The 16,291-nt window shown below is 49.9% G+C and carries 16 protein-coding genes; 9 read left to right on the top strand and 7 right to left on the bottom strand.

What is annotated here, in order from left to right:
* Nucleotides 1–63 precede the first annotated feature (63 nt).
* The 4 genes from B0475_RS05435 (at nt 64) to B0475_RS05420 (ending at nt 3,101) form a co-directional block, all read left to right on the top strand.
* Nucleotides 64–435 (top strand): PadR family transcriptional regulator, encoded by a 372-nt coding sequence (locus tag B0475_RS05435; RefSeq protein WP_198538136.1) that lies wholly within the window; start codon nt 64–66, stop codon nt 433–435.
* A 7-nt stretch (nt 436–442) separates the two neighbouring features.
* A complete protein-coding gene (locus tag B0475_RS05430; RefSeq protein WP_077410750.1) occupies nt 443–1,000 on the top strand; it encodes an HAAS signaling domain-containing protein in 558 nt (185 codons plus the stop codon).
* Nucleotides 1,001–1,075: 75 nt separating this feature from the next.
* The gene (locus B0475_RS05425; protein ID WP_077410749.1) at nt 1,076–2,245 is read left to right on the top strand and encodes a metallophosphoesterase; all 1,170 of its coding nucleotides are present in this window, start codon (nt 1,076–1,078) and stop codon (nt 2,243–2,245) included.
* Between the two features lie 127 nt (nt 2,246–2,372).
* Nucleotides 2,373–3,101, top strand: a complete 729-nt coding sequence (locus B0475_RS05420; RefSeq protein ID WP_077410748.1) for a CPBP family intramembrane glutamic endopeptidase — start codon at nt 2,373–2,375, stop codon at nt 3,099–3,101.
* Nucleotides 3,102–3,335: 234 nt separating this feature from the next.
* Here B0475_RS05420 and B0475_RS05415 read toward each other — a convergent pair whose 3' ends face one another.
* The gene (locus B0475_RS05415) at nt 3,336–3,536 is read right to left on the bottom strand and encodes a hypothetical protein (protein WP_077410747.1); all 201 of its coding nucleotides are present in this window, start codon (nt 3,534–3,536) and stop codon (nt 3,336–3,338) included.
* A 213-nt stretch (nt 3,537–3,749) separates the two neighbouring features.
* Between B0475_RS05415 and B0475_RS05410 the strand changes: the two genes are divergently transcribed.
* Nucleotides 3,750–5,336, top strand: coding sequence for a flavin-containing monooxygenase (locus tag B0475_RS05410; protein ID WP_077410746.1), 1,587 nt, complete (start codon nt 3,750–3,752; stop codon nt 5,334–5,336).
* A gap of 14 nt (nt 5,337–5,350) precedes the next feature.
* On the opposite strand, the gene B0475_RS05405 is transcribed toward B0475_RS05410, so the two are convergent.
* Entirely contained in the window at nt 5,351–5,701 is a 351-nt protein-coding gene (locus B0475_RS05405; RefSeq protein WP_077410745.1) for a VOC family protein, read from the bottom strand.
* Nucleotides 5,702–5,721: 20 nt separating this feature from the next.
* Complete coding sequence (locus tag B0475_RS05400; RefSeq protein ID WP_232781844.1) at nt 5,722–5,994, bottom strand: 1-deoxy-D-xylulose-5-phosphate synthase; 273 nt, start codon at nt 5,992–5,994, stop codon at nt 5,722–5,724.
* A gap of 160 nt (nt 5,995–6,154) precedes the next feature.
* Here B0475_RS05400 and B0475_RS05395 point away from each other — a divergent pair, with 160 nt between their 5' ends.
* Entirely contained in the window at nt 6,155–7,828 is a 1,674-nt protein-coding gene (locus tag B0475_RS05395) for a hypothetical protein (protein ID WP_198538135.1), read from the top strand.
* A gap of 83 nt (nt 7,829–7,911) precedes the next feature.
* On the opposite strand, the gene B0475_RS05390 is transcribed toward B0475_RS05395, so the two are convergent.
* The 3 genes from B0475_RS05390 to B0475_RS05380 all read right to left on the bottom strand — a co-directional run bounded on the left by B0475_RS05390 (nt 7,912) and on the right by B0475_RS05380 (nt 10,875).
* Nucleotides 7,912–8,841, bottom strand: coding sequence for a hypothetical protein (locus B0475_RS05390; RefSeq protein ID WP_077410743.1), 930 nt, complete (start codon nt 8,839–8,841; stop codon nt 7,912–7,914).
* A gap of 345 nt (nt 8,842–9,186) precedes the next feature.
* Nucleotides 9,187–10,266: an alpha/beta fold hydrolase gene (locus B0475_RS05385; RefSeq protein WP_077410742.1), complete on the bottom strand. Its 1,080-nt coding sequence runs from the start codon at nt 10,264–10,266 to the stop codon at nt 9,187–9,189.
* 195 nt (nt 10,267–10,461) lie between these two features.
* Nucleotides 10,462–10,875 (bottom strand): hypothetical protein, encoded by a 414-nt coding sequence (locus tag B0475_RS05380; protein WP_157892727.1) that lies wholly within the window; start codon nt 10,873–10,875, stop codon nt 10,462–10,464.
* A gap of 138 nt (nt 10,876–11,013) precedes the next feature.
* Here B0475_RS05380 and deoC point away from each other — a divergent pair, with 138 nt between their 5' ends.
* The 3 genes from deoC to B0475_RS05365 are packed head-to-tail and all read left to right on the top strand — an operon-like array spanning nt 11,014 to nt 15,186.
* Nucleotides 11,014–11,967, top strand: a complete 954-nt coding sequence (gene deoC, locus B0475_RS05375; protein ID WP_198538134.1) for a deoxyribose-phosphate aldolase — start codon at nt 11,014–11,016, stop codon at nt 11,965–11,967.
* 17 nt (nt 11,968–11,984) lie between these two features.
* A complete protein-coding gene (locus B0475_RS05370; protein WP_077410739.1) occupies nt 11,985–14,336 on the top strand; it encodes an aldehyde dehydrogenase family protein in 2,352 nt (783 codons plus the stop codon).
* Nucleotides 14,326–15,186, top strand: coding sequence for a purine-nucleoside phosphorylase (locus B0475_RS05365; protein ID WP_198538133.1), 861 nt, complete (start codon nt 14,326–14,328; stop codon nt 15,184–15,186). Before B0475_RS05370 ends, B0475_RS05365 begins: the two co-directional genes overlap by 11 nt.
* A 141-nt stretch (nt 15,187–15,327) precedes the next feature.
* On the opposite strand, the gene B0475_RS05360 is transcribed toward B0475_RS05365, so the two are convergent.
* Nucleotides 15,328–16,131 carry a hypothetical protein gene (locus B0475_RS05360; protein WP_077410738.1) on the bottom strand — a complete coding sequence of 268 codons (804 nt, stop codon included), beginning with the start codon at nt 16,129–16,131 and terminating at the stop codon, nt 15,328–15,330.
* Between the last annotated feature and the right edge of the window lie 160 nt (nt 16,132–16,291).

Genomic DNA, 16,291 nt, shown 5'->3' with positions numbered 1-16,291 from the left:
CTTGCATTACATAGTATATTGTTTTATATTATTACCCCTATATTGCATATTATGGGGTTTTGCATGATTAAAGACACAATCAAGCATGAAAAATGGGACAGCCAGTTACGCAAAGGCAGCCTTGAACTGGTGGTACTGGCCAGTCTGAATGGTCGCCAGGCCTATGGGCTGGAGCTGCTCAAAAGCCTGCAGCAACTGCCCACCATGCAACTCAGCGAAGGCACCCTTTATCCCTTACTGGACCGCCTGAAACGTGAAGGACTGATTGCCGCTGAATGGTATCAGGAAGGCGACTCCAGACCCCGCAAATACTTTCAGCTCACCGACGAGGGCCAAATCAAACTGGCGGCACTCACTGATCGCTGGCGCCAGTCGGTCGCCGATATTGAATACCTGCTGGACCATCCGGGTCCGGATCCACTGTTTGAAGAATGAGGTCAACATGTCTGTCAGAACACACATACGCAATTACCTGTCATCACTGAATAAATACCTGTCGCGGCTGGATAAAGCCGATGCCGGAGAAGTCATCAAAGAAATTGAAAGTCACATCCTGGATGCGGTCGATGCCCGCGAAGCGGCAGGGCAACCCGTAGATATCAAACAAATCCTGTCTGGTTTCGGCCCACCCAGAGACTTAGCCAGTCAATACGTTGATCATATACTCACCGGGACACCACCACCCAAAGGATTCAACGCCATAAAAAAAATAACCCGGGGGGTCACCAAAGGACTGTGGTTTTCGATGGCCGTTTTTGGCTACCTGATCGCCGCCATGCTGGGGGTTCTGGGATTGATCAAACTGTTCTTTCCACAAGACATCGGGTTGTGGACAGCGGCACAGGGCAATACCGTGGTGATCACCTTTACTGACGCCAATTTTCCCATGTCACGGGAAGTACTTGGCTGGTGGCTGGTACCTCTGGCCCTGATTGGCTGTACCCTGGTTTTACTTCTGACCCGCAAGGTACTCGCCGCACTCAAAAATGGCATGAACTGAAAGCCAAACTCAACCTGATTAATTCTGCCCCCTGAGCGAGGGGTCATTTCACCCAACCAATAACCGGAGGTCTTTATGGGACGCTTGATCCTGCATAACCTGAAACATTTTTTCATCACTTTTTTTATCCTGTTGTCACTGCTGATCGTTTTTGGCATTTACATCGGTGCCGATGCCCACCTCAACAAAGACCCGCTGGCTTACAAACTTGATGGTGAAGGGCCTCACCTTTTTTATGCTGATAACCAATGGCAAGCCCACATTCTGCGGGGCAATCGTGAACTGGGCTATCATTCCGAGCGCCACATATATGGCGTCGATGAGTCATTCAACCTGCCGGTGTATTTCCCCCTGGAAGATCAGTCCTTTGAGATCAACATAAACCCCAACATTGTAACTCCACCAGTCAGTTATGAGGATGATCAGCCAATCCTGGCCATCTCTGACATCGAGGGCAATTTCAAAACCTTCAGGGATTTTCTCATCACCCATCAGGTTATCAATGAACAATTGGACTGGATATTTGATCAAGGTCATCTGGTACTGGTTGGGGATTTTGTTGACCGCGGTGATTCGGTGACACAAGTATTGTGGCTGATTTACCACCTGGAACAACAAGCCACAAAATCAGGCGGTCAGGTGCATTACATCATCGGTAATCACGAGATCAAAAACCTGCAAGCCAATTTTCAATCAGCCAGTGAAAAATACCATTACATCGCAGCCATGTTGGGCAAAAGCCAGCAACAGCTGTATGACAATGACTCATTCATTGGTCGCTGGCTGGCCAGCAAAAACAGCATGGAACGGATCAATGGCGTGCTGTTCACCCACGGTGGCATTCATCCTGAAGTCGCTGATTACGGGCTCAACCTGGTTCAGATTAATCAGGTCATTCGGGATCAATACCGCATCCCCCATTTCACCCGCAGAAATCCGGGGACTCATGATTTCATCACCTCATCCAAAACCGGTCCTGCCTGGTACCGGGGCTATTTCAAGGATGAACTGACACAGGCTGAGGTGGAACAAGGCCTGGCCGCATTTCAGGCCGATGCGGTGGTGGTCGGGCACACCCTGCACTCTGAGGTCACAGATTCATACGATGGCAAAGTCTACGCCATAGACGTCAAACACCCCATGGACTACTACTTCAGCTTTCCGCTGCGCAGCTCAGAGGGTTTATTAATCAGTGATCAGCGATTTTACCGTTTACTGGACAATGGCAGTCAGGAGTTACTTTAAGCATGACACACCATGACATATGACCTTTTCGGACAAACCAGACCATGTGATAAAGTAACGCAATGATATCAATCATCGGCCAGCAAGCAGCACTGCATCAGTTGAACACCGACATCAGGTTAGCCTGATGTTGGGAGCGGTGGTCACGGTCCTGATTTCATGGGCATTGCTGCGTTGGCTCACCGGTGAATCACTGAACGCGCTGGGGCTGAGCCCAAGCAAACAAAGGCTCAAAGAACTCTTGTTCGGACTGCTGTTCATGGCAATGATCGCGGTGATCAATTTCACCTGGCAGGCACACTTCAAAACCATCAGCTATCAGCTCAATCCTGATTATGGACTGATGAAATTTCTGGGTGGTTCATTGTGGGTTTTCAACGCCGTTTTATTCGAAGAACTGGTGTTTCGGGGCTGTCTGTTACTCTTGCTGATCAGGTACCTGGGCATCATCCGGGCCTGCTTGCTCAGCTCGGTCGCATTTGGTATTTACCACTGGTTCAGTTATGAGCTGTTTGGCTCCCGGTTAATCCTGCTGATTTACATTTTTTTGGTCACCGGTGCCGGGGGCTGGATGTTTGCTTATGCATTTGCAAAAACCAAGTCACTGTATGCTCCAGTGGGGCTTCATCTTGGCTGGAACATGGTCACGGCGATGGTTTTTTCAGCAGGACCAATTGGTCACCAATTGTTGATTCCTCATGGTGAGACTGCCTATTCAAGTGAGTGGGTCACACTGTTGTTCTTTGCCCTGCAAACCATCGTTGCTCCGGGCCTGGTGACCTGGTATTTATACCGCATTTACCCGTCGGTTGAATCCCGGAACTCAAGCAGCTTACAACAAAGTACAAAGACCTGAAATCCAGTCATTGGAGATGGTGTAAAACAACAGACAGACACAAAAAAGGGCCGGATTTGAAAGGCCGGCCCTTTTTTGCGATACTCAAGTATGATCCTGGGACTTCACTCACTGTTGTTACTGCCAACAGTGAAAGCGGCCACGGCGATCATGTTATTTTATAAAGCGCACGACCCTCTGATTTAACTTTGCGCTACCAACCGGGTTGGCTGCTCGAGCTGAACATCAGCGCTCTCACGCATATTGAGCTTTGACTTTGTGCATGATACCTGCCAGTTTGGCCTGCATCTGCTCATCCACTTCTTCTGGTCTGATGCTCAGAATCAGTTTGGTCAGGTGACTGATTTGCTGGTGATCAATGGTCTCGGCCTGATCGGCCAGTTCAATGAGTTCACCCAAGTCTCCTGATGCCTCAATCGACGTGTTGGCTTTCATAACTACCCTCTTTTTGTTTTTTCTTATTGTGGGATCATGATACCAACCACACGCCCATCATTTTTCTGCGCTGCATCACAATTTTGAAAAAACCCCACCACTTGGGTTTACATCGTGATTTTGGCAAATTAATTAAATTATTTTCGACTGATTCTGTCCGTTCAGACGCTCAAACCAGCACATCCACAGCAAAAACCTGTTCAGGAATTTCCCATGAATCAAGCCAATGTCCCTCATCAATCACAGAAACCACAAACTTTTGAAACCCTGATCATCGGCACCGGCTTTTCCGGTTTAATGGCGGCCATTCGGCTCAGGAAAAAAGGCCTGGAGGACTTCGTCATGTTGGAACGCTCCGCAGAGATGGGAGGCACCTGGCGCGATAACAGTTACCCGGGTGCCGAAGTGGACATCCCCACAGGGCTGTATTCGTTGTCAAATGTACCCTACCCCTTCTCCAAACGGTATGCGCCGCAAAGTGAACTGCTGGATTACACCAACCACATCATTGAATTTCACCAACTCAAAGAAAAAACCCAAACCAACCGCACAGTGACCTGTCTGAACTGGGAAGAGAACCAACAACAATGGTTGGTCGACACAGCCTCCGGGGATCGCTATGTGGCCCGTTTTGTGATTGACACCAGTGGCGTGCTGGCCAATCCTCATACACCACAGATTGAGGGAGCCACTGATTTCACCGGTGCCCAATTCCACTCTGGTCAGTGGGACCATAATCAGTCATTGAACGGCAAACGGGTGGGGGTGATCGGTTCGGGCTGTTCGGCAGCACAGATTGTTCCGGCCATTGCCTCGCAAGTCAAACAACTGAACCTGTTCATGGGCAAAGCCCAATGGGTCATCCCCCGTTCAGACCGCACCTATTCAAAGCTGGAACAGCGACTGATGATGCTGCCGGTAATCCGGCAACTGAATCGTTTCATCATTTTTGCTTACCATGAAGTTCGATTTGTGGCCTTTAAACGCTTCAAATGGACCCAGGGCATCAGCCGCTTCATCAAAAAATTCTACACCAGAACGTTGCGCAAAAACCTGGAAAAACACATTGCCGATCCGACTCTGCGGGCACACATGATGCCGGATTATGAGCTGGGTTGCCGCCGGGTGATCCCCACCAACACCTACCTGCCCGCTTTGGGCAGGGACAACGTCAAGGTCGATATCAGTGGCATCAAGCGCATCACTGCCACCGGCATTGAAACCCATCCCGGTGAACAGGTGCCACTGGACATCATTGTTTATGCCACCGGTTTTTATGCCTATTCACACCCGGAAAAACTACTGACCTTTGATGTGTTCGGCCAACAAAACAGACACCTAAACAGCGAATGGCAAGAGGACATGGTGACCTACAAAGGCCTGATGGCAGAGGGCTTTCCAAACTACTTCAAAGTCAATGGCCCCAACACCGGCACCGGCCACAGCTCACAGATCAGCTACATGCAAACCATGACCAGTTACATCGTCAAAGCCATCTGCGCGGTGAAAAAACAGCCTGACATCAGCGCAATCATGCCCAAACCAGAACGTCAGCAGGCCTACATGGATCAACTGAAGCGCAACCTGCAAAAGACCGTCTGGCAAACCGGCGGCTGTTCAGCCTTCTACAAAAAGAACATGACCGGCATCGTCACCAGCCTGTCACCGGAATCGATGGTGCATTTCATCTTCAGCCGGCAACGGTTCAGGCTCAATGATTATCAATGTTTGACTGCCGAAGCACCACAGCCTTCAGCAAACAAAAAATCACAACCAGTTAATCAGGTTTCAATGTCCTGAAATTAATCGGTCGACTATTGACCTGACTTCAGTTGCGTCATATGCAACAACTCACCACTGGGCCCCCACAGATAAAACACCTGACCCCAGGGTTCATCAGTGATGGCGGAGATCTTTTGTTTGTGTTCCGTGCGTTCACACAACAGGTGGGCAGCCTGAATATCAGTGACGCATATTTGCAGCATCAGATTTTCCGCCAGTGAGCGATCATAGAAGCGTTGCAGAAAAAACTGACATTCACCATTGGAGAACAGGGTCAGGTGATCATTCACCGGATCGGCGACAAAACCAATTTCCTGATAAAAAAGTTGTGAAACCGCATAATCTTTACTCGGCATAAATATTTTAATGTCTTCTACCTGCACGGCTTTGCTCCTATTGGTGGTCAGGTGTTGATGTGTTGCAGGTATTCAGCCTGCACATCTTCATCCACTTCAACATGGCGATTTCCGCCATACAATCGGTCTTGTTGATCTTTCCTGGGGCCTGATATCCAGAATTCATCTCCGGTGGTTACTTCGAAATAATTGCTTTTGAATCCGGCACCTTTCAGACTTCTGAAAACCAGATCCCGGTAATACAGGGTTTTCCCTGATTTTGAAAAAAACACCCGACCGATGCGGGCGGACCCTTCAATACCGGATGATTTATCTTCCATATACATGATCCGGGAACGATCATGATTAAATTGTTCTGGCCGAAGATCGGCTTGATCTGTTGACTGTTGTCTATCACATGTATTCATTCAAATGCCCCAGTGCTTGATCTGACCCATGATTGTTTGGTTGGCCATTTTTTATTCATCCGTGCAAGTACTCATGTATGATAAACAGTTTTACCACCCAGGCCAACACATGTTCAAACCATTCTTACTGATCTCCGTTCTTGGTTGTTCCATCATCGCCAACGCTTCAACTGACTTTCATGAGCTTGAGCAGTTGTTCGAGGAATGGCGGACATTTGAAACGCCCCCACTGCATGAGGGGGCCCCTGATTACCGGGCAACCACGTTCGCTCTAAGAGAACCCCAGTGGGCGGCTTTCAAACGGCGGCTGCTGGCCATGGACCGCAATGGCTGGTCGGTACCGGAACAAGTGGACTGGTTTGTGGTGTTGGCTGAACTGAATGGTTTTGACTTTAATCACAATGTGCTCAAACCCTGGGCCCGCGATCCGGCCTTTTACAAACAGGTATGGACCTACCAAAGTGATGTGCCAGCACATGAAGGCCCCACCCCGCATTTTGTCACCGAGCTGTGGACCTATGACTTCCCCTTGAGCGAAGCCGAACAACATCGCCTGAACACAGACCTTTCACGCATCCCACCACTGCAACAACAGGCCAGGAAGAACCTCACCGGCAATGCCAGGGAATTGTGGGTGGCAGGTATCCGCGATCTCAGAACCCAGCATCAAGTACTCACCGGATTAACAGCAGTCATCCAGACCTCCAACAACCCGGCGCTGATCAATACGCTGCAACAGGCCATTGAATCCACTGCAGATTTCATCGTTTGGCTGGAACAACAAGCGGCCGGCAAAACCGGACCGTCCGGACTGGGTAAAACACAGTACAGCTGGTACCAAAAGCATGTCCATCTGGTACCCATGAGCTGGCAGGATGAAGTGCGCCTGCTGCAACGCGAGCTGGACCGCGCCTGGGCATCACTGAAACTGGAAGAACACCGCAACCGCAAGCTGCCACAACTGCCATCAGCAGCCAATGCAGCTGAATACGATGCCCTTGCCAAACGCTCAGCCGATTACTTTCTCAATTGGCTGAAAGACGAAGACATCCTCACTTACAAGGATTATTTCAAACCGGCCCTGTACCGGCACCTGGGCCAATTTGTACCGGCAGAAACCCGGCATTTTTTCTACATCGGTTCACACCTGGACCCAACCCCGCTTTACGCTCATTTTTACCATTGGTTTGAGTTGGCGATCATGGTGAATGATCCCAATCCACGACTGATCAGGCAAAAAGCCCTGCTCTACAACATCTTCGACAGCCGCAACGAAGGCACCGCCACAGCTGTAGAAGAAACTTTTCTGCATGCCGGGCTTTATGACCACAACCCGCGGGCCAAAGAAATTGTTTGGATCATGCTGGCCCAACGTGCAGCCAGGGGGCTGGGTTCACTGTATGCCCACGCCAACGACATGACCATGGAAGAAGCCGGCAACATCCACATGAACTGGACGCCCCGGGGCTGGATGAAAACGGAAAAAGAACTGCTGATTTTCGAACAGCACCTGTACCTCAGACAGCCTGGCTATGGTACCAGTTATGTGACTGGCAAAGCACTGTTGGAACGGGCCATGGCACAAAAAGCCAAAGAGGATGAAGCACAGGGCCACGAATTCACCCTCAAATCATTCTTTGATGAACTTAATGCCATCGGTGGCATCCCCATCGCGCTGGGCACCTGGGAACTGACCGGCATCAAACCGGCGTTTCTGGAAGAAGTGGAGGCTGAAGCCCGCCAATAGTAGATATTTTGCTGTCATCAACCAACAGAAAATCATCCCTCTTAAATAAAAAAAACTGGCCTTCCCTGGCCCGTTGTGAGGAATCAGTTGCCGCAGGTTTCGGGACTTTGATCAAAATTGTTGGCAAAAATGGAGGGTCCGCAGACCACAATGATGCCAGCCCCTTCGACGATCGGCGAGTTGATGTCCACATCCGGATTGTCAGCACTGCCCAACGTGCCATTCTCTGTAGTGATCACATCACCACTCAACACATCGATGAGGGAAAGCTTTTCGACCTGGATCCGGCTGTTTTCACCAATGATGATTGGTGACAGGTTGTTGTTATCCGGTTGCTCAGTAAAAACATGATAAATCAGGTGCCCAATGGTCAGTGTCACATCCGGACCCACTTGTAAACTGCCCCAGACTAACTCCAGGTCATTGATGGTCTGGTCCGCATTGATCTGAAAAAAACCATCGATGGTGTCACCATCCGGACCCCGGTCTTCATCGATGAACAGGCGTTTTATGGGGGTGATTCCCGGAGCATTAAGTTGCCATTTATCCTGATGTTTACTGATGGCTTCAATGACATCAATGGAAAAAGGTTGATTGAAGACCGCACCATGACGAATGGAACTCATCAGGTTGGCTGTGACAGGAACATTGAATACCACTTCAACCCCTCCCCCTCCATTGGCCTGGATGACATCAAAAAATAAACCATCATCCACATCTTCAGGCTGTCCGCCGGCACTGGCATCAACAAACACAATCTTGTCATTCAATAACAGACTGTCATTGAACTGTACCACTCCCAAACCTGCGTTATCTATGTTGACTTCCAGGGGCGGGTCGAAGATCTGACTGTCTGTGAACAAGACCCGGTCGCCAGGCAGAGGAACCTGATCCTGTACCCAATTGGTATTGTTAAACCAATCACCTGACATGTCTTCGACCCAGTTAATGTCTGCTGCATCAGCCTGATAAGTCAGGGCCTGCAGACACCATATGGTGTGTTTTGTGTTCATAATTTCTCTCCGCTTGATTCATTACATGGCAACGGGTCATCATTTGATGCAGGATTGACTCTCAGCTCAACCTCAGCCGGAGAAACGCCACATTGGGCAACAGCGTGCCATAAGACCCTTTTCATACCCGGTATTTAATCAGTTCCTTATGCAGGTGTCTTGAGGCCCTGGCCCCAGACCAATCCATGATTTGTGAGGTGTTGACAGAAATATTGAGCATGACCCGGGACACTGGTCCCAGAAGACGGAAAAGCGCTGTTGAATGGGCTCGCAGGAAGCAGGAAATGCTGACCATTTTTTCGATCAGTTTCGATCAGTGGCAGCCATACCCCAAGATCATCTCTGTTACGACTTGGGCGATTTGCCCATTCCTGCATCACGGGCCATGACAATGGCCTGGGCCCGGCTTTCAACAGCCAGCTTATCAAAAATGTGAGTGATGTGGTTTCTGACGGTCTTTTCCTGCAAACCCAGATGGGCTGAAATGCTGGCATTATCCAGCCCTCGGGCGATGTACTCAAGCACTTCAGTTTCCCGCGGAGTGAGGTATGCCAGCATCAGCGGCTGTGGCGCCTCAGCTGACGGCTCATTAATGAACGGCAACAGCCGCTGCATAAACACCTCCCACATGGGTTCATTCAGCAACACATGATTATCCGATTCCAGTGGCACAAAACGGGCGCCGGGAATCTGCGCTGCCAGCAAGCGCCCCTCATCAAAAGCCACCCTGAGGTCTCCTCGGGCATGCATCACCAGGGTTGGACACTGGACTTTGGCGGCCAGGTCCATGACATCGATTTGGTTGAATTCATCAAGAAAACGCGCGGCACTTTCGGCTGAACAGGAAATCCTTTGCAATTCATTGAAAGCCCGCAGCTGTTCCAGCGTGCCACCGGGCATGAACTGACTGGAAAACACCTGGCGAAAGGCATCGTGTTCGCGGCCCCAACCCAGCTTGATCAGGCTGCGCATGGTATCGGCTTCTTCATGGGACTGCGGCGATGGGTCCCTCACCAAACGCCCCCTGCCATAGGCGCCATACAAAATCAGATGACTCACCCGTTCAGGATGCCGAACGGCATAGGCGATGGCCACCGCACCACCCTGCGATACCCCCAACAATGGAAAACGGTCCACCCCAACCGCATCGACCACGGTTTCCAGGTCATCCACCCAGCTTTCGAACGACAAGTCACAGACATCACGATCTGACAAACCACAACCCCGTTCATCATAACGAATCAGTGTGGTATGGTCCGACAAGTCATTCAGCCAGTGTTGCCATACCGGACTATTCCAGTCATATTCAATGTGGCTTAACCAGTTGGCTGCTTTGACCAGCACCGGGCCGGTTCCGGTTACTGAATATGCAATTCTGACCTGGTCTTTGGATGCAGAAAAATGTATCTCTTGTTGGTGTTTCATACAAACAGGATAAACACAAAACAATGATTGTAATCAATATTTAAACAACTGTTGAAGGATTTCTCTGGTTGATACACAAAGTGATCACTGTTTCACTGATTTAGCAAGCCATGCCATCACAGAAACGCCAGCACATGACGGTATTGAGTGATCAATATGAATTTATGATACCTGCAGACAATGGTCAATGATGGATCAAAACCCACGCCACTGAGCAAACACTTCACTGGCCTGTGGATTTGAACTGCCCATGCCATTGACAAAAACCGCCGGAATGGTGTCATTCATGATGGCAAGGGCGTTGTCCATTTTTATCATTTGTTCTGGTGAAGGCTCATTGATGTTCAGTGAACCAGAACTGCTTCTGACCACTGCCACACCCTGACTTCTGAGTGCCAACTCCAGGGCATCGGCGCGTTTGCCAGCCTCTTTGGGGCAGTTTTTTGGCGCCAGTATATAGACCACACCGTCTCTGGCACCATTTGGCATCACCACCTCGGTGAAGCCATGTTGGTTTTTCTCCAATACATGGTTTGGTTCAGAGAAGTGCTCCCAGGCTTTGAACAGCACGAATACGATAAACACTGAAAATAATAAATCCTTCATCATTCAATCCATTGTGGTTGGGTATCAGGCTGTCATCTTAGCACAACACCGCCTCTTTGAGATCATCAACACAACTGTCAAATCAACCCACTTCAGGCATTGTCAATCACCTGATCAGGCTTTTGTTGTAAAATGACCGGCATGAATATTGAACGTAATCCAGGCATGGGCCTGAATCTGGACTGGATCGAGTCCATTCAGGTCAACAAGAGTGCCACAGAACGGCGCGCAGCCACTTTAGGAACCCGACGCAGTGTCAAAAAACAAAACCAGGTGGCCTGGTTGCTCAAAGCCATCACCCTGATCGATCTGACCACTCTGGCCGGTGATGACACTGAACAGCGGGTCAAGCGATTGTGCGCCAAAGCGAAAAACCCTTTGCGCCATGATTTGGTTGAAGCCCTGGCCATTGCTGACCTCAAACTGACCACCGGAGCGATTTGTGTTTACCATGACATGCTGAGCACCGCTGCCAGCTGCCTGAAAGGCACCGACATCCATTTGGCAGCGGTCTCTACCGGGTTCCCCGCAGGCCTGACACCCATGCATCTGAAGATCGAAGAAATCAAAGAATCGGTCAAAGCCGGTGCCGATGAAATCGACATCGTCATCACCCGCAAGCACGTGTTCGCGGAGAACTGGCAAGCCCTGTATGACGAAGTCAAAGCCTACCGCGAAGCCTGTGGTGAGGCACACATGAAAACCATCTTGTCTACGGGTGAAATTTCCACTTTAAGGAACGTCGCCAAAGCATCTATGGTGTGCATGATGGCTGGCGCTGATTTCATCAAAACATCGACCGGTAAAGAAGCCGTCAATGCCACCCTGCCGGTATCACTGACCATGATCCGGCAAATTCGTGAATACCATGAGCGCACGGGTTTCAAGGTGGGTTATAAACCCGCCGGTGGCATCAGCAAAGCCAAAGAGGCACTGGTGTATTTATCAATGATGAAAGAAGAACTTGGTAACGACTGGCTGGAGCCGGAATTGTTTCGTTTCGGGGCCTCCAGTTTGCTGGGCGACATCGAACGCCAACTCGAACACCAGGTCACCGGCCACTATTCAGCTGCCCATCGCCATGCGATCGGATAACCACAGGTATTTTATTCATGAACATCAAAGACATCTTTCACACCATGGACTACGGCAAAGCACCCGAATCAGCTGAGCTGGCCCTTGAATGGCTGGCCTCACACAATAACACCTTCGGCCATCACATCAATGGCAGCTGGGTCAAAGGCAAGGAACACTTTGCCAGCAACAACCCGGCCACTGGTCAGGAACTGGCTCAGGTGGCCCAGGCAGATGATAAAATCGTCCAAAAAGCGGTCAATGCAGCGAACAAAGCCCTGCCCGACTGGCAGGCTTTGTCTGGTCACCAACGTGGTCAATACCTGTACGCCATTGCCCGCCTGATTCAGAAAAATTCCCGCTTGTTCGCGGTGCTTGAAACCCTGGACAACGGCAAACCGATCCGCGAAAGCCGCGACATCGATGTCCCCCTGGCAGTGCGACATTTTTATCACCACGCCGGCTGGGCACAATTACTGGATACCGAGTTTCCTGATCATCAGGCCATTGGTGTGGTCGGCCAGATCATTCCATGGAATTTCCCATTGCTCATGTTGGCCTGGAAAATCGCGCCGGCATTGGCCACCGGTAACACCGTGGTCATCAAACCGGCTGAGTTCACTTCCCTGACCGCTTTGCTGTTCGCCGAAATCTGCGAACAAGCCGGGCTACCCAAAGGGGTACTCAATGTGGTCACCGGCGATGGCCGCACCGGTCAACACATCGTCAATCATCCCGAAATCAAAAAAATCGCTTTCACCGGTTCAACGGCTGTGGGTCGCTGGATTCGGCAGGCGACCGCCGGTAGCGGCAAGAAGCTGAGCCTGGAACTGGGGGGCAAATCGGCCTTCATCGTTTGTGCCGATGCCGATCTGGATGCCGCAGTAGAGGGCGTGGTGGATGCCATCTGGTTCAACCAGGGACAAGTCTGCTGTGCAGGCTCAAGACTGCTGGTACAAGAAGCCGTGGCTGATCGCTTTCATGACAAGCTGATCAGTCGAATGAATAAACTACGTGTTGGCGATCCGCTGGATAAATCGATCGACATGGGCGCCATCATTGACCCCAGACAACAACAAAAAATTGCCACTTTGGTGCAAGCTGGAGTGGATGCCGGAGCCAGTTTAAACCAGTCCTCAGTTGAACTGCCAGAAAACGGCTGTTTCTATCCACCCACGCTACTGACCGACGTTTCGCCATCCGATCAGGTTGTGCAGGATGAAATTTTTGGGCCGGTACTGGTTTCGATGACCTTCCGCACCCCGTCTGAAGCAGTTGCTTTGGCCAACAACTCCCGCTATGGCCTGGCAGCCAGCATCTGGAGTGAAAACATCAACCTGGCGATGCACCTGGCACCGCTGGTGCAGGCTGGTGTGGTATGGATCAACTGCACCAATCAATTCGATGCCGCAGCTGGGTTTGGCGGCGTCAAAGAATCAGGTTTTGGTCGCGAAGGTGGCAAAGAGGGTCTGTTTGAATACCTGAAAAACAAACCCGGTAAATCACCTGCCAAAGTCACCGCAAAATCAACAAAGTCCAAGCCAACCTCGGTCAACCTCAATGGTTTGGATAAAACCCCGAAAATGTACATCGGCGGCAAACAAACCAGGCCAGATGGTGGATATTCCTATGCCATCAATGACACTGCAGGTGATTTGATTTGTCATGTGGGTTTGGGTAACCGCAAAGACGTGCGCAATGCCGTGGAAGCGGCTGCAGGCAGCACAAACTGGTCTGGCATGAGTGGCTTTCAACGCCAGCAGGTGATGTATTTCATGGCAGAAAACCTGTCATACCGTGAGGAAGAATTCGCCGCCCGGCTGATGGCCCATGGGCACAGCAAAAAGGCTGCTGACGCTGAAGTTCAGGCCGCCATTGAACGGTTAAGTTATTACGCCGCCTGGTGTGATAAGTACGACGGACAGGTGCACAGCGTGCCGATGCGCGGGGTGGCCATGGCAATGCATGAACCGATCGGGGTGATTGGCATCCAGTGCCCTGATGAAGCACCCTTACTGAGTTTTGTCTCACTTTTGGCACCGGCCATGGCGATGGGCAACCGGGTGGTGATGACGGCCTCTGAACATTTTCCCTTACCTGCGCTGGACTTTTATCAGGTACTCAACACCTCTGATGTGCCGGCTGGCACAGTCAACATCATCTCCGGCGAACAGGCCGAATTGTGTAAACCACTGGCCGGCCACATGAATGTTGATGCCATCTGGTATTTTGGTGAAGACAGCGAAACCGTGGAACGCGAATCAGCAACCAACCTGAAACGCAGCTGGACAGTGACTGAAGTCCGCGACTGGCACAACAATGGCCAGGGCAGCGAATTCCTGCGCCAGGCTTCACAAGTGAAAAACATCTGGACCCCATATGGCGAATGACGACATGAGCAATGACACCCAACAATCATCGGTTGATTTCATCAACAACATCATTGGCTTGTTGCCTAAACCATTTCACGCCAAAGCAGCGATGATCCTGGGTTCCGGGCTCGGCACAGTGACTGAACAGGCTGAACTTTTGGCTGAAATTTCCTACCAGGACATCCCGGGTTTCCCGGAAACAGGGGTGGCTGGACATTCAGGATCCATGTTCCTGGCCCTGGTCAATGGTCATCCGATGATCATCCTCAACGGGAGAATCCATTTTTATGAACAAGCCGATGCCGGTGCCATGGCGCCGGTGATTGCCACCCTCAAAGCACTGGGCATTGAAACCCTGATCATCACCAATGCCGCCGGTTCGTTGCTCAATGCCGCGCCCGGTTCGGTGATGATGATCAAGGACTACATCAACTTCACCGGCCAGTCGCCGTTGTTCGGGGTGGCCGACAACAGCCGTTTTGTCAGCATGAGCAAAGCCTATGACTCACAATACCGCTACCGCCTCAGGCAAATTGCTGAGAAAAACGACATCCACCTGGCCCAGGGAGTTTACGCCTGGATGGCTGGCCCACAATTTGAAACTCCCGCAGAAATCCGTGCGATTCGCATGATGGGCGCTGATGCGGTGGGCATGTCCACCGTCCCGGAAACCATCCTTGCCCGCTACCACGGTATGAAAGTCGCCGCCCTGTCAATCATCACCAACTACGGTGCCGGCATGGACGATGTTCGTCTGAGCCACGAACAAACTCTGGAATACGCCCCCAAAGCCGCCGCCAAAGTACAAATCCTGATCAGCGGCTTTATGGATTTTTTATATGCAGAGAAACACGGTTCAAACAACTAAAGACTGAATCCCACATACAATTAAGCCAAAATCCTGAAATGTACTGATGCCTGTGGAGTGTCGAGTTCATTCGACTCAGTCCAAGAGGACTCTACCGGTTGATTGGGCATTGAGTGAACCCATCAATGGCGATCTTCACATCTATGGTTTTTTCTTCAAAACAGGAAATGATGATAAAGACTTCAAAAGTTGCTTTTTGCTGATTGTAGCCATATTCTTTTTTATTGTTTCTCGCCAGAGTAACTCGCCATTTTTATTATCAACCAACGCAAGATTAGTCACAGGTGTTCCATTTGGTGTTGTCACCAAGAACCCAGCACCACCTGTTGCTGCCAATGTCAAAGCACCAGTAAAACTACCCACCAATAATGTTTTCCCCATAGAGATTTCAGGCACAATTGTTCTTACATAAAAAATAAGTGAGTCTTCTGAAAACTTCGACGAGCCTGTTGTTGATAATTCCTTCAATGTGATGACTGGAAACCGACCAAAGTCATTTATGTTTTTGTATGCTTTATAATCAAACACATCCTGGGCAAACTTAAATCCATATACCAACTGACTTTTTAAAGACTCACTGATATTGGGCTCTATGATGATGAAAGGAGGATTTATGGTTCCCTCTTGCTCAACTCTGTTATTAACCAGTTGATAATTGTTTTCTGGATTAAAATCCAAACCACTGGACATGAACACATAGTGATGATCATCAAAACCATTGGATTTCAATAGATTACTGACCTGTGTTTTCAGTGAAGTGATTCTCTTCCGGTTAAGGTGGACGTCATAATTAAGTAATTTACCAATGTCATCTCTGAAATGCACATAATCAATCACCACATACACAGGTTTACTTAATTGTTGCGATTTCAACGGTTTTACATTAATGGGTTTTCCACATGCCACCAAACAACTGATCAACATTAACAACACTGTATTTTTCATCTTCCATAACCTGGTAAAATGGCCGAATCATAACATATGTTAAAGGATCGATGAGATCTCTGAGTTTACTCATCTGATTCAACGAATGCGGTTTTGTTCGTTACTTCAGTCTTCAATGAAGAAATTGATCCCTTAAGAATGGAGCCAGAATAAAACAAAC

Origin of the sequence: Marinicella sediminis (genome assembly GCF_002000055.1) — a bacterium.
Taxonomy (GTDB): Bacteria; Pseudomonadota; Gammaproteobacteria; order Xanthomonadales; family Marinicellaceae; genus Marinicella; species Marinicella sediminis.
The sequence above is the reverse complement of the archived record's forward strand: the minus strand, read 5'-3'. Positions and strand labels throughout refer to the sequence as shown.

Excerpts from the sequence above, each read along its gene's own strand:
- B0475_RS05435 (WP_198538136.1), top strand. The coding sequence starts at position 64 with ATGATTAAAGACACAATCAAGCATGAAAAATGGGACAGCCAGTTACGC.
- B0475_RS05430 (WP_077410750.1), top strand. The coding sequence starts at position 443 with ATGTCTGTCAGAACACACATACGCAATTACCTGTCATCACTGAATAAA.
- B0475_RS05425 (WP_077410749.1), top strand. The coding sequence starts at position 1,076 with ATGGGACGCTTGATCCTGCATAACCTGAAACATTTTTTCATCACTTTT.
- B0475_RS05420 (WP_077410748.1), top strand. The coding sequence starts at position 2,373 with ATGTTGGGAGCGGTGGTCACGGTCCTGATTTCATGGGCATTGCTGCGT.
- B0475_RS05415 (WP_077410747.1), bottom strand. The coding sequence starts at position 3,536 with ATGAAAGCCAACACGTCGATTGAGGCATCAGGAGACTTGGGTGAACTC.
- B0475_RS05410 (WP_077410746.1), top strand. The coding sequence starts at position 3,750 with ATGAATCAAGCCAATGTCCCTCATCAATCACAGAAACCACAAACTTTT.
- B0475_RS05400 (WP_232781844.1), bottom strand. The coding sequence starts at position 5,994 with ATGGAAGATAAATCATCCGGTATTGAAGGGTCCGCCCGCATCGGTCGG.
- B0475_RS05395 (WP_198538135.1), top strand. The coding sequence starts at position 6,155 with ATGTATGATAAACAGTTTTACCACCCAGGCCAACACATGTTCAAACCA.
- B0475_RS05390 (WP_077410743.1), bottom strand. The coding sequence starts at position 8,841 with ATGAACACAAAACACACCATATGGTGTCTGCAGGCCCTGACTTATCAG.
- B0475_RS05385 (WP_077410742.1), bottom strand. The coding sequence starts at position 10,266 with ATGAAACACCAACAAGAGATACATTTTTCTGCATCCAAAGACCAGGTC.
- B0475_RS05380 (WP_157892727.1), bottom strand. The coding sequence starts at position 10,875 with ATGATGAAGGATTTATTATTTTCAGTGTTTATCGTATTCGTGCTGTTC.
- deoC (WP_198538134.1), top strand. The coding sequence starts at position 11,014 with ATGAATATTGAACGTAATCCAGGCATGGGCCTGAATCTGGACTGGATC.
- B0475_RS05370 (WP_077410739.1), top strand. The coding sequence starts at position 11,985 with ATGAACATCAAAGACATCTTTCACACCATGGACTACGGCAAAGCACCC.
- B0475_RS05365 (WP_198538133.1), top strand. The coding sequence starts at position 14,326 with ATGGCGAATGACGACATGAGCAATGACACCCAACAATCATCGGTTGAT.
- B0475_RS05360 (WP_077410738.1), bottom strand. The coding sequence starts at position 16,131 with ATGAAAAATACAGTGTTGTTAATGTTGATCAGTTGTTTGGTGGCATGT.